13 protein-coding genes are annotated in these 15,358 nt (G+C 66.5%); 8 read left to right on the forward strand and 5 right to left on the reverse strand.

What is annotated here, in order from left to right; genetic code table 11:
• Positions 1-88: 88 nt before the first annotated feature.
• From pgk to BBTA_RS32465, 7 genes are all read left to right on the forward strand, one after another.
• Positions 89-1,279, forward strand: coding sequence for a phosphoglycerate kinase (pgk, locus tag BBTA_RS32435; protein WP_012046746.1), 1,191 nt, complete (start codon positions 89-91; stop codon positions 1,277-1,279).
• A gap of 46 nt (positions 1,280-1,325) precedes the next feature.
• Positions 1,326-1,583 carry a hypothetical protein gene (locus BBTA_RS32440; RefSeq protein ID WP_012046747.1) on the forward strand — a complete coding sequence of 86 codons (258 nt, stop codon included), beginning with the start codon at positions 1,326-1,328 and terminating at the stop codon, positions 1,581-1,583.
• Between the two features lie 196 nt (positions 1,584-1,779).
• Complete coding sequence (gene fba / locus BBTA_RS32445; RefSeq protein ID WP_012046748.1) at positions 1,780-2,847, forward strand: class II fructose-bisphosphate aldolase; 1,068 nt, start codon at positions 1,780-1,782, stop codon at positions 2,845-2,847.
• Between the two features lie 240 nt (positions 2,848-3,087).
• Positions 3,088-4,110 (forward strand): class I fructose-bisphosphate aldolase, encoded by a 1,023-nt coding sequence (locus BBTA_RS32450; protein ID WP_041751040.1) that lies wholly within the window; start codon positions 3,088-3,090, stop codon positions 4,108-4,110.
• Between the two features lies 1 nt (position 4,111).
• Positions 4,112-4,789 (forward strand): thiamine phosphate synthase, encoded by a 678-nt coding sequence (locus BBTA_RS32455; RefSeq protein ID WP_012046750.1) that lies wholly within the window; start codon positions 4,112-4,114, stop codon positions 4,787-4,789.
• A gap of 10 nt (positions 4,790-4,799) precedes the next feature.
• Positions 4,800-5,906 (forward strand): tetratricopeptide repeat protein, encoded by a 1,107-nt coding sequence (locus BBTA_RS32460; RefSeq protein WP_012046751.1) that lies wholly within the window; start codon positions 4,800-4,802, stop codon positions 5,904-5,906.
• A gap of 124 nt (positions 5,907-6,030) precedes the next feature.
• Positions 6,031-6,822, forward strand: coding sequence for an inositol monophosphatase family protein (locus BBTA_RS32465; protein WP_012046752.1), 792 nt, complete (start codon positions 6,031-6,033; stop codon positions 6,820-6,822).
• 44 nt (positions 6,823-6,866) lie between these two features.
• Here BBTA_RS32465 and BBTA_RS32470 read toward each other — a convergent pair whose 3' ends face one another.
• From BBTA_RS32470 to BBTA_RS32490, 5 genes are all read right to left on the reverse strand, one after another.
• Entirely contained in the window at positions 6,867-7,463 is a 597-nt protein-coding gene (locus tag BBTA_RS32470; RefSeq protein WP_041751041.1) for an outer membrane protein, read from the reverse strand.
• Between the two features lie 202 nt (positions 7,464-7,665).
• Complete coding sequence (locus tag BBTA_RS32475) at positions 7,666-10,821, reverse strand: multidrug efflux RND transporter permease subunit (protein WP_012046754.1); 3,156 nt, start codon at positions 10,819-10,821, stop codon at positions 7,666-7,668.
• 6 nt (positions 10,822-10,827) lie between these two features.
• A complete protein-coding gene (locus tag BBTA_RS32480; protein WP_201767741.1) occupies positions 10,828-12,024 on the reverse strand; it encodes an efflux RND transporter periplasmic adaptor subunit in 1,197 nt (398 codons plus the stop codon).
• Positions 12,025-12,302: 278 nt separating this feature from the next.
• Entirely contained in the window at positions 12,303-13,334 is a 1,032-nt protein-coding gene (locus tag BBTA_RS32485; RefSeq protein WP_012046756.1) for a cyclopropane-fatty-acyl-phospholipid synthase family protein, read from the reverse strand.
• On the reverse strand, positions 13,331-14,146 hold the full coding sequence (locus BBTA_RS32490) for a DUF1295 domain-containing protein (RefSeq protein ID WP_012046757.1): 816 nt from the start codon (positions 14,144-14,146) through the stop codon (positions 13,331-13,333). Before BBTA_RS32490 ends, BBTA_RS32485 begins: the two co-directional genes overlap by 4 nt.
• 184 nt (positions 14,147-14,330) lie before the next feature.
• Between BBTA_RS32490 and BBTA_RS32495 the strand changes: the two genes are divergently transcribed.
• Positions 14,331-15,323, forward strand: a complete 993-nt coding sequence (locus tag BBTA_RS32495; RefSeq protein WP_012046758.1) for a hypothetical protein — start codon at positions 14,331-14,333, stop codon at positions 15,321-15,323.
• The last annotated feature ends 35 nt before the right edge of the window (positions 15,324-15,358 follow it).

Consider the following 15,358-nt stretch of genomic DNA (forward strand, 5'->3'; position numbering starts at 1 on the left):
TGTGCCGGGCATCCACATCTTGCTCGCAAGGCAACTAAGCCGTGGATGGCCGGGTCAAGCCCGGCCATGACGGAGGGAGATGTTCGACATGACAAAATTCCGCACCCTCGACGACGTCGATCCCAAAGGCAAGCGCGTGCTGCTGCGCGTCGACCTCAACGTGCCCACCGAGAACGGCCACGTCACCGACACGACGCGGCTGGAGCGCGTCGCGCCGACCATCAACGAGATCGCGACCAAGGGCGGCAAGGTCATCCTGCTCGCCCATTTCGGCCGGCCCAAGGGCCGCGATCCGAAGGACTCGCTGAAGCCGGTCGCGGCCGCGCTGTCCGCGGTGATCAAGCGCCCGGTCGCCTTCGCCGATGATTGCATCGGCGAGCCGGCCGCAACCGCCATCGCCGCGATGAAGGACGGCGACGTGCTATGCCTAGAGAACACGCGCTTCCATAAAGAGGAAGAGAAGAACGACCCGGCCTTCGTGGCCGAACTGGCAAAACTCGGCGACATCTGGGTCAACGACGCGTTCTCTGCCGCCCACCGCGCCCATGCCTCGACCGAGGGCCTCGGCCACAAGCTGCCGGCCTATGCCGGCCGCACCATGCAGGCCGAGCTCGACGCGCTGGAGAAGGCGCTGGGGTCGCCCGTCAAGCCGGTCATCGCGATCGTCGGCGGCGCCAAGGTGTCGACCAAGATCGACCTCTTGGAAAACCTCGTCACCAAGGTCGATGCGCTGGTGATCGGCGGCGGCATGGCCAACACCTTCCTTCATGCCCAGGGCGTGCAGATCGGCAAGTCCCTGGCCGAGAAGGATCTCGCCGCGACCGCGCTGCGGATCATGGAGAAGGCGGAAGCCTCGAACTGCGCCATCATCCTGCCGGTCGATGCCACCGTCTCCTATCACTTCGCGGCCAACTCGCCGTCCTTCGCCTATGGCCTGGACGCGATCCCGCCGGACAGCATGATCCTCGACGTCGGCCCGCAATCGACCGCGCGCATCCATGCCGCGATCGACGATGCGGCGACCTTGGTGTGGAACGGCCCGCTGGGCGCCTTCGAGCTGACGCCGTTCGACCGCGGCACGATGGTGGCCGCCAAGCATGCGGCGGAACGGACCAAGGCCAAGAAGCTGATCTCGGTGGCGGGCGGCGGCGATACCGTCGCGGCGCTCAACCAGGCCGGCGTGGCGTCGGACTTCAGCTACGTCTCGACCGCCGGCGGCGCCTTCCTGGAGTGGATGGAAGGCAAGCCGCTGCCGGGCGTTGAGGTACTGAAAGTCTGAGACCGCGGAGCTTGTCGGCCATGAATGTTTCTGTTATGTTCCATTCATGGCCGAGGCACCGACGGATGCTGTTCTTCCGATCCTGGTGAAGATCCAGGAAGGCATCGCTGCGCTCCGGGCCGAGGTCGGGCAGTTCAGGCAGGACGATCGCGCCGAACACGAGCGGATGGAATCTTTGATCCGCAAGCAGCGCCGCGATGCCGCCGGCATGCTGGTCATGATGCGCGCAACCGCCAGCGACTTCGACGAGCGGGTCAGCGAGGTCGAGGAGCGCATCGCGGCTCTCGAAGCCAGGACGACCTGATCCTGCGGCCTTGGCGTGATCGACCAGCGGCGCCAGCTCGGGTCGCTAACCTCAACATCGCCTGACCGTCCCCTCCTCCCGCCTGCGTCGCCGCCACCCTTGGATTCCGCCCACCGCCGCGTTATGCACGGGACATCAGTTTCGGCGCGTGCGTCAGCCGCCGCACAGTCCAATTCTTAATCAGGGAGTTCCAGCCATGGCTCGTATTACGTTGCGTCAATTGCTCGATCACGCGGCGGAGCACGATTACGGCGTCCCGGCCTTCAACATCAACAATATGGAGCAGGCGCTGGCGATCATGGAGGCGGCCAATGCGGCCGATGCCCCGGTCATCATCCAGGCCTCGCGCGGCGCCCGCGCCTATGCCAACGACGTCATGCTCAAGCACATGATGGACGCGCTGACCGAGATCTATCCGCAGATCCCGATCTGCGTGCATCTCGATCACGGCAACGAGCCGGCGACCTGCATGACCGCGATCCAGTCCGGCTTCACCTCGGTCATGATGGACGGCTCGCTCAAGGCCGACGGCAAGACGCCCGGCGATTGGGACTACAATGTCGGCGTCACCAAGACGGTGACCACCATGGCGCATCTCGGCGGCATCTCGGTCGAGGGTGAGCTCGGCGTCCTCGGCTCGCTCGAGACCGGCATGGGCGACAAGGAGGATGGCCACGGCGCGGAAGGCAAGCTGTCGCATGATCAGCTGCTGACCAATCCCGACGAGGCGGTGAAGTTCGTGCGCGAGACCAAGGTCGACGCGCTCGCGATCGCGATGGGCACATCGCACGGCGCCTACAAGTTCACGCGCAAGCCGGACGGCGACATTCTCGCGATGAACGTGATCGAGGAGATCCACCGCAAACTGCCGAACACGCATCTGGTGATGCACGGCTCGTCGTCGGTGCCGCAGGACCTGCAGGAGATCATCAATTCCTATGGCGGCAAGATGAAGCCGACCTGGGGCGTGCCGGTCGCCGAGATCCAGCGCGGCATCAAGAACGGCGTGCGCAAGATCAACATCGATACTGACAACCGCATGGCGATGACCGGCCAGATCCGCAAGATCCTGTCGGAGCACCCGGAAGAGTTCGATCCGCGCAAATACCTGAAGCCGGCGATGGAAGCGATGACCAAGCTGTGCAAGCAGCGCTTCGAGGAGTTCAACACCGCCGGCCAGGCCGGCAAGATCAAGCGCGTGCTGACGACCGCGGAGATGGCCAAGCGCTACGCCAAGGGCGAGCTCGACCCGACGGTGGCTTAAGCCTGCCGTCATCGTCGAGGCTTATCGAGCCCAGGCATGGGCGCCAGAGCGATGTCCTCCCTAGAGAGGAGAGGACATCGCTGACGGCCAATTGAAAGGCTGAGGCGAAAGAGGCTCGGCGAAAGAGGCAGCCTGCTTCACCTCTCCGAGAGCCCGCCTTACCTGCGGCCAATGTTCGCTCGGCATCCGCCCGAGAACCGTCTATTTTGATGGGCAGGGCAGGTGCGTCTGGAGCCAAACATGAATCTCTCCGCACTGAACACCGTCGCGCTCGCCATGGTCACCCCCGGGAAGGGCATTCTCGCGGCCGATGAATCCACCGGCACCATCAAGAAGCGCTTCGACGCCATCGCCGTCGAATCCACCGCGCAGAACCGCCGCGACTATCGCGAGATGCTGTTTCGCAGCGACGGCATGACGTTCATCTCCGGCGTCATCCTGTATGACGAGACCATCCGGCAGAACGCCGCCGACGGCACGCCGCTGGTGAAGCTGATCGAGCAGGCCGGCAGCATTCCCGGGATCAAGGTCGACGAGGGCACGCAGCCCCTGCCCGGCTGCCCCGGCGAAACCGTCACGGTGGGACTCGACCGGCTTGCGGATCGGCTGGCGGCGTACTACGCGCTGGGTGCGCGCTTCGCCAAATGGCGAGCGGTGATCGATCTCGACAAGGACAGGATCCCCTCGATGACCGCTGTTCATGTCAATGCGCATGCGCTCGGCCGCTACGCCGCGCTGTGCCAGGCCGCCGGTCTCGTGCCGATCGTCGAGCCGGAGGTGTTGATGGACGGCGATCACGATATCGGTCGCTGCTTCGACGTCACGCGGCGCGTGATGAACGAGGTGTTTCGCGAATTGCGCATCCAGCGGGTTGCACTCGAAGGCATGATCCTGAAGCCGAACATGGTCGTGTCCGGTCAGAAATGCCCTGTGCAGGCCGGCGTCACGGAGGTCGCTGACCGAACCGTGCAGCTCTTGAAGGAGTGCGTGCCGGCGGCCGTGCCGGGTGTCGCCTTCCTGTCGGGCGGACAATCGGATGCAGTGGCAACGGCGCATCTCGACGCAATCAACCGGCGCGGCCCGCTGCCTTGGATGCTGACCTTCTCCTATGGCCGCGCATTGCAGGCGGCGCCGCAGCGCGTCTGGGCTGGCCGGACGGCGAACGTCCCCGCCGCGCAGCGCGCCTTCAGCCACCGCGCCCGCATGAACGCGCTGGCGAGCCGCGGTCAATGGACCACCGAACGCGAGAACGAGGCGGCCTGACGTGTCCGACAAGACAGCTCCCGCGCGGCCGGCGCCGCGGCTCTATCTGGCAACCCAAATGGTGACCGATCCGGCCCCGCTCGCGGCCAGCCTGCCGGCGATCCTCGGCAGCGCCGACGTCGCCGCGGTGCTGGTGCGGCTCAAGGAAACCGATCCGCGCAGCATGATCACCACCGTCAAGGCGCTGGCGCCCGCGATCCAGGGCACCGGAGCGGCGCTGCTGATCGACGGCCATCCCGACATCGTGGCCCGCGCCGGCGCCGACGGCGCGCATTTAACGGGGATCAAGGTGCTGGAGGAGGCGCTCCCCGGCCTGAAGCCCGACCGCATCGCCGGGATCGGCGGCTTGTCGACCCGCCACGATTCGATGCGCGCCGGCGAACTCGGCGCCGATTACGTGCTGTTCGGCGAGCGCGACGCCCACGGACGGCGGCCCTCGCCGGACGCGATCAACGAGCGCCTGGCCTGGTGGGCCGAGCTGTTCGAGCCGCCTTGCGTCGGCTACGCCATCTCGCTCAAGGAAGCGGCTGATTTCGTGGCTGCCGGCGCCGATTTCGTGCTGGTCGACGATCTCGTCTGGAACGACGCCCGCGGCCCGGCCGCGGCGTTGGCGGAGATCGGCGCGACGATCCGGGCCGCTCATGCCGCGGCGCCGGTCGCCCCGGCGGGACAGGGCTGAACGGCTGGCGATGACCCTCCTGCGCCTGACATATATGCTTGCGGTGATCGCGGCGGCGACGACGGCGGCGCATGCGCAGATCTCGTTGACGCCGCCGACCCTGCAGCAGCCGCCGGCCGACAAGCCGAAACCCGCCGAACGGCCCACCGAGAAGGCCGCCGACAAACCCAAGCCGCCAGCGGTCACGAAGAAGCCGGCGCCCGCCCCTGCGCCGACGGCAAAGCCCGCCGCTCCGGCGCCGGTGGCATCGCCGCAGCCGCCGCAGCCGGCCGCCACCGATCCCAATGTCGACCTGGTCTACGGCGCCTATCAGCGCGGCCAGTACAAGACCGCCTTCGACCTGGCCACGCCCCGCGCCCAGGCCGGAGATCCCAAGGCGATGGCGATGCTGGGCCAGTTGTACGAAAACGCCATGGGTATCCGCCGCGACTACGAGAAGGCGGCGATCTGGTACAAGCGTGCCGCGGAGGCCGGCGACCGCGAGGCGATGTTCGCGCTCGCGATGATGCGCCTGGCGGGGCGCGGCGGCCCGGTGGACAAGCAGGAGGCGGTGAAGCTGCTCGCCTCCGCCGCCAAGCTCGGCGAGCCCAAGGCGGCCTATAATCTCGCACTGCTGTATCTCGACGGCCAGACCCTGCCGCAGGACCTCAAGCGATCCGCCGAGCTGCTGCGCATGGCTGCCGATGCCGGCAATCCGGAGGCACAATATGCGCTGGCCACCTTCTACAAGGAGGGAACGGGCGTTCCGAAGGACCCGGAAAAGGCGACCCGGCTGCTGCAGGCGGCAGCGGTCGCCGACAATGTCGACGCGGAGGTCGAATACGCCATCGCGCTCTATAACGGGGTCGGCACGCCCGAGAACAAGCCGGCGGCGGTGTCCCTGCTGCGCCGGGCAGCACGGCAGAACAGCCCGATCGCCCAGAACCGGCTCGCCTGGGTGCTCTATTACGGCGCCGGCGCTCCGATGGACAAGGTCGAAGGCTACAAATGGCATTTGGTGGCCAAGACGGCCGGCAAGGGGGATCCCAAGCTCGACGAGAAGTTTGCCGACATGCCGCCCGAGGACCGCGCCAAGGGCGAGCAGGCCGCCAAGCGCTGGCTCGGAACCACCAAATGACCGGCGCCTGATCGGCTCTTGACGTCGCCGCCCCGGCAGGGCACCCACTGCATCCGTCTCACCCGCCTCCGCCCGTCCGGACGAGGCACACCGCGAGCTGCGGTCAGCCCAGCGCATCGAGAACATGATCCATTCCGCCCTCATCAATGTCATGGTCAAGGCCGCGCGCCGGGCCGGCCGCAACCTCAAGCGCGACCTCGGCGAGATCGAGCATCTGCAGGTGTCGCTGAAGGGACCCGCGAACTTCGTCTCCCGCGCCGACAAGAAGGCCGAGGAGATGCTGTACGAGGACCTCTCGAAGGCCCGCCCCGGCTACGGCTTCATCGGCGAGGAAGGCGGCACGCGCGAGGGCAGCGACAAGTCGCATACCTGGATCGTAGATCCGCTCGACGGCACCACCAACTTCCTGCACGGCATCCCGCAATTCGCGATCTCGATCGCGCTGCGCCGCGAGGACACGGTGATCGCCGGCGTGATCTACAACCCGGCCAATGACGAGCTCTATATCGCCGAGCGCGGCAAGGGCGCATTCCTGAACGACCAGCGGCTGCGCGTCGCCGCGCGCCGTCAGCTGCATGAATGCGTCATCGCCTGCGGCCTGCCGCATATCGGCCGCGGCGACCACCAGTTGTTCCTGCGCGAGATGACCGCGCTGCAGCCGAGGGTCGCCGGCCTCCGCCGCTTCGGCGCCGCCTCGCTCGATCTCGCTTTCGTCGCGGCCGGCCGTTTCGATGCCTATTGGGAGCGCGATCTGCAGCCCTGGGACATCGCCGCCGGCATGATCATGGTGCGCGAGGCCGGGGGCACCGTCTCCGACGTCGACGGCAAGACCGACGCGCTGACCACCGGCCACGTGCTGTGCGGCAACGAGGTCATCCACCGCGAGCTGGCCAGGGTGCTGAAGGCGGCGGCGTAACGCCGCCGGGGATACCTGGGGGCAGAGACCTGCCCCGCGCGGCGCTACCGCCGGCCGCTGGTGAACGCCTGCGGCGTGGCGCCGGGCAGGGCTGGCGAGTTGATGTCGCTGTCGATGCGATCGGACGACTGGCCGGCATAGCTGAAGCCGAGCGACAGGCTGATATTGGACGTCGGCTTGAACTCGACGCCGCCATTGATCGCATAGGCCGGAGTCGAGGTCGATCGCCCGTCGAAGGTCGCGAACGGGCCGCCAAGGCCGGGATTGTATTTCAGCGTATCGAAGCCGCCGTAGAAGCTGACGCCGCTCTTGAAGGTGTAGCCGTATTGCGCACCTTCGGTGGTGTAGGAGCCGAGCGATCCATAGCGGTTGACGATGTTCGAGCTGAGGCCGACGCCCGACAGCGCCGACCAATTGTTCGTCACGCTGTAGCGTCGTGAGAAGAAGCCGCTGTCGGTTCCGTTCGTCGTAAAGCTCGGAACATCGCCGTAGGAATCGAGGCTGCCGGACTCGCTGAAGCCGACCGGCCAGCCCGGAAGCCAGTATTTGACAGGGCCCGACTGGGCGTGGGCCGCGTCAACGCCGAGGCTGAGGCCAGCCAGCAGAAACGCGAAAGCCAATTTGCGTGAGACCATCGACATGCCGTTATCGCTACACGTCTGCGGATCATACACGCGGAGAGTGGCGAACTCCAGACACAGACAGGATATCGAGCGCCGCGAAGCGGGTGCGCTTCCCTCCCCACGCCGCAATCGCGCTAGCGATTATCGGCAGCGGGGAGGGAGCAGAGCATCTGCGGGGATCAAATGTGGCACGATCGTTTGAGCGCGCTGCTCCGATCGCCTACGGCTTCGCCGGCGCCGGCGGTCCGTAGACCTCGCGCTCGGCCATCGGCTGCGGCTTCTCCCGATCGCCCGCGAGCACCCGCTGCACCGAGACGAAGAACACCGGCACCATCAACAGCGCGAGGACCACCACGGCGATCATGCCGCCCATCACATTGGTGCCGAGCGCCTGCTGACTGGCACCGCCGGCGCCTGTGGCCATCGACATCGGCAGCACGCCGCAGACGAAAGCGAGGCCGGTCATGATGATCGGCCGGAAGCGCAGGGAGCAGGCCTCGATCGTCGCCTCCACCAGCGGCTTGCCGTGGGCGCGCAGATCCTTGGCGAACTCGATGATCAGGATGGCATCCTTGGCGGCGAGGCCGATGATGGTGATCAGCGCCACCGTGAAATAGACGTCGTTGGAGAGACCGCGCAGATTGGCCGCGACCACGGCGCCGAGAATGCCGAGCGGCACGGTCAGGAGCACCGCCAGCGGAATGGTCCAGCTTTCGTAGAGCGCAGCGAGACACAGGAACACGACCAGCGCCGACAATCCGAGCAGCAACGGCGCCTGCGAGCCCGACAGCTTCTCCTGCAGCGACTGGCCGGTCCATTCATAGCCGAAGCCACGCGGCAGATTGGCGGCGAGACGCTCCATCTCGTTGAGCGCATCGCCCGAGGTGTAGCCCGCCCTCGCCTCGCCGGAGATGCGGATTGCCGGATAATAGTTGAAGCCGGCGATCTGGCTCGGTCCCTTGGCCCATTGGATCGTCGCGAAGGACGAGAACGGTACCGGCTGTCCCCTCGCGTTCTTGACGCTGTAATTGAGAATGTCGTCCGCATTCATGCGGCTGATGCGGTCGGCCTGAACCACGACGCGCTGCATACGGCCGCGATTCGGAAAGTCGTTGACGTAAGTCGAACCGAGATTGGTCGAGATGGTGTTGTTGATGTCCTCGAAGGTGACGCCGAAGGCGCCGGCCTTCTCGCGGTCGATCATCAGATTGACCTGCGGGCCCTGCGGCAGGCCCTCGATATAGACCTTCTGCAGCACCGGGCTGGCATTTGCCGCGGCAATCAATTGGTCGGCGGCCGCGGTCAGCGCGGCATAGCCCTTCTGGCCGCGGTCCTGCAGGCGGAAGCTGAAGCCCGAGGAGTTGCCGAGATTGTCGATCGGCGGCGGCTGCAGCGCGGTGATCTTGGCATCGCGGAGCGAGGCCAGATCGCGGTTGATGTCGGCGACCAGCGCCGCGGCGCTGTCCTGCTTGCCGCGCTCGGACCAGTCCTTCAGCGAGATGAACGCCTGCGCCGTGTTGACGCCCTGGCCGGCATAGCTGAAGCCGGTCAGGAACGTGACGTCCTCGATGCCCTCGCGCTTGGCCAGATACTTCTCCACCGCCTCGACCGCGGCCTGCGTCCGCGCGTAGGAGGAGTCCGCCGGGGTCTGCACGTCGGTGGTGATGAAGCCCTGGTCGTCGACCGGCAGGAAGCCGCCGGGCAGCTGGATGAAGGCGTAGGTGAGCCCGACGAGGAAGATCGCGTAGATCAGCATCAGCCGTCCGGTGCGCGTCAACGCGCCGCCGACCACGCTTGTATAGCGGTTGCGGCTTCCGTCCATGAAGCGGTTGAACCAGCCGAACAGCCCCGTTCTGGCATGGCCGTGGCCGGCTTGCACCGGCTTCAACAAGGTGGCGCACAGCGCCGGCGTCAACGACAGCGCCAGCAGCGCCGAGAAGCCGATCGCCGCAACCATGGTGACCGAGAACTGCCGGTAGATAATGCCGACCGAGCCGGGGAAGAACGCCATCGGCACGAACACCGCCATCAGCACCAGCGTAATGCCGATGATGGCGCCGGTGATCTGGCCCATCGCCTTGCGAGTCGCCTCCTTCGGCGACAGCCCCTCCTCGGCCATGATGCGCTCGACATTCTCGACCACGACGATGGCGTCGTCGACAAGGATGCCGACCGCGAGCACCATGCCGAACATCGTCAGCATGTTGATGGAGTAGCCGACCAGCATCAGGGTCGCGCAGGTGCCGAGCAGCGCCACGGGCACCACGATGGTCGGGATGATCGTGTAGCGGATGTTCTGCAGGAACAGGAACATCACCACGAACACCAGCACCACGGCCTCGACCAGGGTCATCAGCACCCGCTTGATCGAGGCCTTCACCACCGGGGTGATGTCGTAGGGAATCTCGTAGCTGATATTGGACGGGAAGAAGCGCGACAGCTCCTTCATCTTGGCCTCGATCGCGCTCGCGGTCGCCAGCGCGTTGCCGGTCGGCGACAGCAGCACCGACAGGCCAGCGGTCGGCTTGCCGTTGAGGCGGGTGTTGAACTGATAGCTCAAGCCGCCGATCTCGATGCGGGCCACGTCGCGCAGCCGCACCGTCGAACCGTCGGGATTGGCGCGCAGCATGATCGACCCGAACTCATCCGGCGAATCGAGCTGGCCCTTGACCAGCACCAGCGCCGAGGTGCGCTGCACGGTCGTCGCCGGCTCGGCGCCGATACTGCCCGAGGCGACCTGCGCGTTCTGGGCACCGATCGCCTTGGTGACGTCGTCGGCGGTGAGGCCGTAGCCGATCAGCTTGTTCGGGTCGAGCCAGACCCGCAGCGAACGCTCGGTCGAATACAGCGTGGCGCGGCCGACGCCAGGGATGCGCCTGATTTCGCCGAGCACGTTGCGGATCATGAAGTCGCCGAGGCCGATTTCGTCGAGACTGCCGTCGGTCGACTGCAAGGTGATGATCTGCAGCACTGCGGCGGAGGCCTCCTCGACCAGGATGCCCTGCTGAATGACCGCGCGCGGCAGCCGCGCCTCGACGCGCTTCAGCCGGTTCTGCACCTCGACCGACGCATCATTGGTCGACGTGCCCGGCACGAAGTTCGCGGTGATCTCGACCTGGCCGAGCGAGTCGCTGGTGGATTCGAAATTGAGAATGCCGGAGGCGCCGTTGAGCTCCTCCTCGATCAGGCGCGTGACGCTGTTGTAGAGATTTTCGGGCGAGGCGCCGGGATAGCTGGTCGAGATCGAGATCGAGGGCGGCGCGATGATCGGATATTGCGCCACCGCCAGCAGGGGAATCGCGATCGCGCCGATCAGGCAGATGAAAAGGGCGACGACCCAGGCAAAGATCGGCCTGTCGATGAAGAAGCTCGGCATCGGCGACTAACGCGGCGTCGCGTTCGGCTCGATCTGAGCCGCGGCGCTGGCCTCGGTCCAGGCCTGCGGGGCCACCTTGTCGCCGGCGGCGAATTTCTGGAAGCCGTCGACCACCACCCGGTCGCCGGCCCTGAGGCCGTCGGTAACCAGCACCAGACCGTCCTGGATCGGACCCGTGCGGATCGGCCGCGCGATCGCGCGGTTGTCCTCGCGGATGACGTAGACCTCGGACCCGCCGGCGGCGTTCCGCTGCACCGCCTGCTGCGGCACCGCGACGGAATCGCTGTCGATGCCCTGCTCGATACGCACGCGCACATACATGCCCGGCAGCAGCTCGCGTTTCGGATTGGCGAACTCGCCCCGCAACGTGACCTGGCCGGTGGCAGCGTCGACCTTGGCATCGGAGAACAGCAGCTTGCCCGGAATCGAATACGACGTGCCGTCATCGAGCACGAGCCGGACCTTGATCGCGTCCGGCGCGATCTGGTCGAGATCGCCGGACTCGAAGGCGCGGCGCAGGCGGTTGAGCTCGCTGACCGACTGGGTGAAGTCGGCATAGATCGGATCGAGCTGCTGGATGGTCGCGAGCGAGGTCTCGTTCTGGACCGCGATGGCGCCTTCGCTGACCTGCGCGGCGCCGACGATGCCGTCGATCGGCGCACGCACCGTCGCGTAGTCGAGATTGAGCTGGGCACGCGCGAGATCCGCCTTGCGGGCCTCGACATCGGCCGCCGCCTCGCGCTCGCTCGCGATCGCCTTCTCATGCTCGACCTCGGGCGCGGCGCGCTCCTTGAACAGCAGGTTGATCCTGCGCGCCTGCTGCACGGCGCGCTCATGCACCGCCTCGGCCTTCGCCAGCGCCGCACGGCCCGACATGATTTCCACCTCGAAGGGCTTCGGGTCGATCCGGTACAGCGGATCGCCTGCCCTGACCTCGCTGCCCTGGCGGAACAGCCGCTCGACGACGATGCCCGACACCCGCGGCCGAACGTCGGAGACGCGGGTCGGCGCAATGCGGCCGGGCAGCTCGCGCACGATCGCGCGCGGCTTCTGCTCGACGGTGACGATGCCCACGTCGGGAACGACGGCCTGTTCGTTGGCGGACGCCTGAGCCTGCGTAGCTTCGTTACAGCCGGCCAGCAGCGGCGCGGCAACGGCGAGCATCAATGCGGAGCTGATCAGCACCGCGCGCGAACGAGACATGGGTAATTGCGCCCCTGGATGATGTTGCAAAGCGGTCGACCGGGCGTCCCGGTCATGGCGCCATTCTGGCGGCAATGTCCCGTGCAACATAGAAAGCGCACGCTGCGACGCAACGCAGCAGCCGGGCGGCTTGATGTCACACGAGCCAACCCCTTCATTCCTAATCGCTTTTTACGACTCACCGAATTGTGAGCGTTTTGTGTCGGCGGGTTCCAGCCGGTTCCGCACAGCGAAACCGGCATTGTGCGCCGGTTCCGGCGAATCCGGCAGCCCTCGATTTATGTATTGGCCGGACGCAGACGATAGTGGCTGACGCCCCATTCCCGACCCTCGTCGTGACCGAACAGGCCGGCCGTGGCGAGGAAGAACCAGCGCCAGCGGCGCATCCACAACGCGGTGTCGTCGCCATAGACCGGCTGCAGCGCCTGCAGGATGCGGTCGCGATCGGCGTCGAAATTGGCGAGCCAATCCTTGGCGGTGCGCTGATAATGCGTGCCGCTCCAGCGCCACTCCTTCTCCACCGCGAACAGATCTTCGTGCTGCCGGATCAGGGTGTGGCTCGGCATGATGCCGCCGGTGAAGAAATGCTGCGCGATCCAATCCTCGCGATCATTGCGGTCGAACAGATAGGAGCCGGTGCGGTGGGTGAAGATGTGAATGAACAGCCGCCCCTCCGGCTTCAGCCACGATCTGACGCGCGACAGCAATTGCCGCCAGTTCATCATGTGCTCGAACATCTCGACCGACACCACGCGATCGAACTGGCCGTCCGGCGCGAAGTCGTTCATGTCGGCGGTGACAACACGCAGGTTGAGCAGGCCCCGCGCGCTCGCCATGTCAGCGATGGCGAGACGCTGAGAGTGAGAATTGGACACCGCCGTGATCTGCGCATGCGGAAACTGCCGCGCCATCCACAGCGACAGCGAGCCCCAGCCGCAGCCGAGCTCCAGGATGCGCTGGCCGTCCTGCAGACCGGCATTGGCGACGGTCTGACGTAGCGCCTCCTCCTCCGCCTCCTGCAAGGTCGAGGCCGGGTCCTTGTAGAAGCAGCAGGAATATTTCCGATTGGGCCCCAGCACCCGCGCGAAGAACGCGGCCGGCACCTCGTAATGCTGGCTGTTCGCCGCATCGGTATGCTCGGCGATCGGCCGCATCGCCAGCAGGCGGGCGAACTCTGCGTCGCCCATCGCCTGCGGCTGCGCCAGCCGCGCCGCCGTGCGCGCGCACAATTCATGGATCACGGCACGGATCACCGGATCGGGCAACGGCACGCGCTCGGCGGCGCCGATGATGGTGGAGATGAAGCTCATGCGGTGGCTCCGTCACGCGGCGGCAGGGGAAAGAAGGCGCTGGTGCGCGCCTGGTAGGCCCGGTAGCTGTCGCCGCGCGAGCGCAGCATCTGCTGCTCGAGCGGCGGGATGCCGGTGACATGGACCAGGATCCAGTACATGAACAGCGGCGCCAGCAGGCTCGCGAGGCCCCACGGATTGTCGAATGACAGCGCGATGACAGGGTAGGACAGCCAGCACACCCACTCGAAGAAGTAGTTGGGATGACGCGACCAGCGCCACAGCCCGACGTCACACACCTTGCCCTTGTTGGCGGGATCGGCGCGAAACGCCTTCAGCTGCGCGTCGGCGAGCCCCTCACCGGCGATGCCGAGAAACAGCAGCAGGATGCCCAGATAGTCCTGCAGGCGCAGCTCGGCCGCCGGCGCATGGGCGGCGACGAAGATCGCGAACACCAGCGGGATCGAGCCCCAGGCCTGCTGCTGCAGGAACAGGAACATCCGCCGCGGCGCAGCGGCGCCCCATTGCCTTGCGAATTCGGCGTAGCGCGGGTCGTCGGAGATGCCGCGGCTGCGCACCGCGACGTGGCCGCCCAGCCGCACCGCCCAGATCGCAACCAGGACCGCCACCAGCCATTGCCGCGCATTCGGCGCGGCACCGCCGACCGGCCAGATCGCGCCGGCCGCGCCGACGAGGCCGACGGAAAATGTCCAGATCGTGTCAACCCAGCCCGAATTGCCGCTGCGCTGCTGCACCATCCAGGCCAGCGCCATCAGCACGGACATCGCCAGCGCCATCGCCAGCAGAGCTTGCAGATATTCCAGGATGGTCATGACAAAGCCCGGGCATTCCAGCTAAATATAAGCCACGGGACTAACTACGCCGCGGACGCCCGCCGGTTTCAGCCACAGTTCCGCGCAGGGGACGGGAATTGCGCCGATCGCGGCTTTTCTCCCGCCGCTGCTGTGCCATAGTGGATTTTCGGGACCGGTCCCCCCGCAACGGATGTCATCGACAATGCCTCAAGGCTCCCCTTCCCGCTCCGCGATGGACGTCGCAATGACCAAATTGTCCACGCCCCGGATCTTCCTGGTGCGGATGCTGGTCTTCCTGGTGCTGTGCGCCCTGGTCGGGGTGGTGCTCTACAAGCAGATCATCATGGCGTTCTTCGCCAATCCGGGGCTCAACGCACTGATCGGTGCGGTGCTGCTGATCGGCGTCGTTCTGTCGTTCCGGCAGGTCATCCGGCTCTATCCCGAAGTGTCCTGGGTCAACAATTTCCGCATCGCCGATCCCGGCCTGGCGGTGCCCCGCCACCCGACCCTGCTGGCTCCGATGGCCGCGATCCTCGGCCGCGAACGCTCCGGCCGGATGTCGATCTCGCAGCAGACGATGCGCCATCTGCTGGATTCGATCGCCACCCGTCTGGACGAGGCCCGCGACATCTCGCGCTACATGACCGGCCTGCTGGTCTTCCTCGGCCTGCTCGGCACCTTCTGGGGCCTGATCGAAACCGTCGGCTCGGTCGGCAAGGTGATCGACGGGCTCAAGGTCGGCGGCGACGCCGGCGCGCTGTTCGACACGTTGAAGGGCGGCTTGGCGGCGCCGCTCAGCGGCATGGGCATCTCGTTCTCGTCCTCGCTGTTCGGCCTCGCCGGATCGCTGATCCTCGGCTTCCTCGACCTGCAATCGAGCCAGGCGCAGAACCGCTTCTATACCGACCTCGAGGACTGGCTCGCCGGCACCGTGCGCGAATTTGGCGGCAGCGGCGACGGCGCGAGCGGAGATCTCGCCATCGCCGTCGAGCGGCTGCGGACGGCCATGGAGGAAGGATCGGGCCGCGGCGCCACCGCGGCGATGGCCAACCTCGCCGAGGCGATCCAGGGCCTAGTCGGCCACATGCGCACCGAGCAGCAGATGATCCGAGAATGGGCCGACGGCCAGGGCGAGCAGAACCGCGAGATCAAGCGGCTCTTGGAGCGGCTCGCGCGGCAGACGGAAAAGAGCTAGCGCGCAACCGCGCTTGCGTTGGCAGTTCTGAGGAG

Origin of the sequence: Bradyrhizobium sp. BTAi1 (genome assembly GCF_000015165.1) — a bacterium.
Lineage (GTDB): Bacteria > Pseudomonadota > Alphaproteobacteria > Rhizobiales > Xanthobacteraceae > Bradyrhizobium > Bradyrhizobium denitrificans.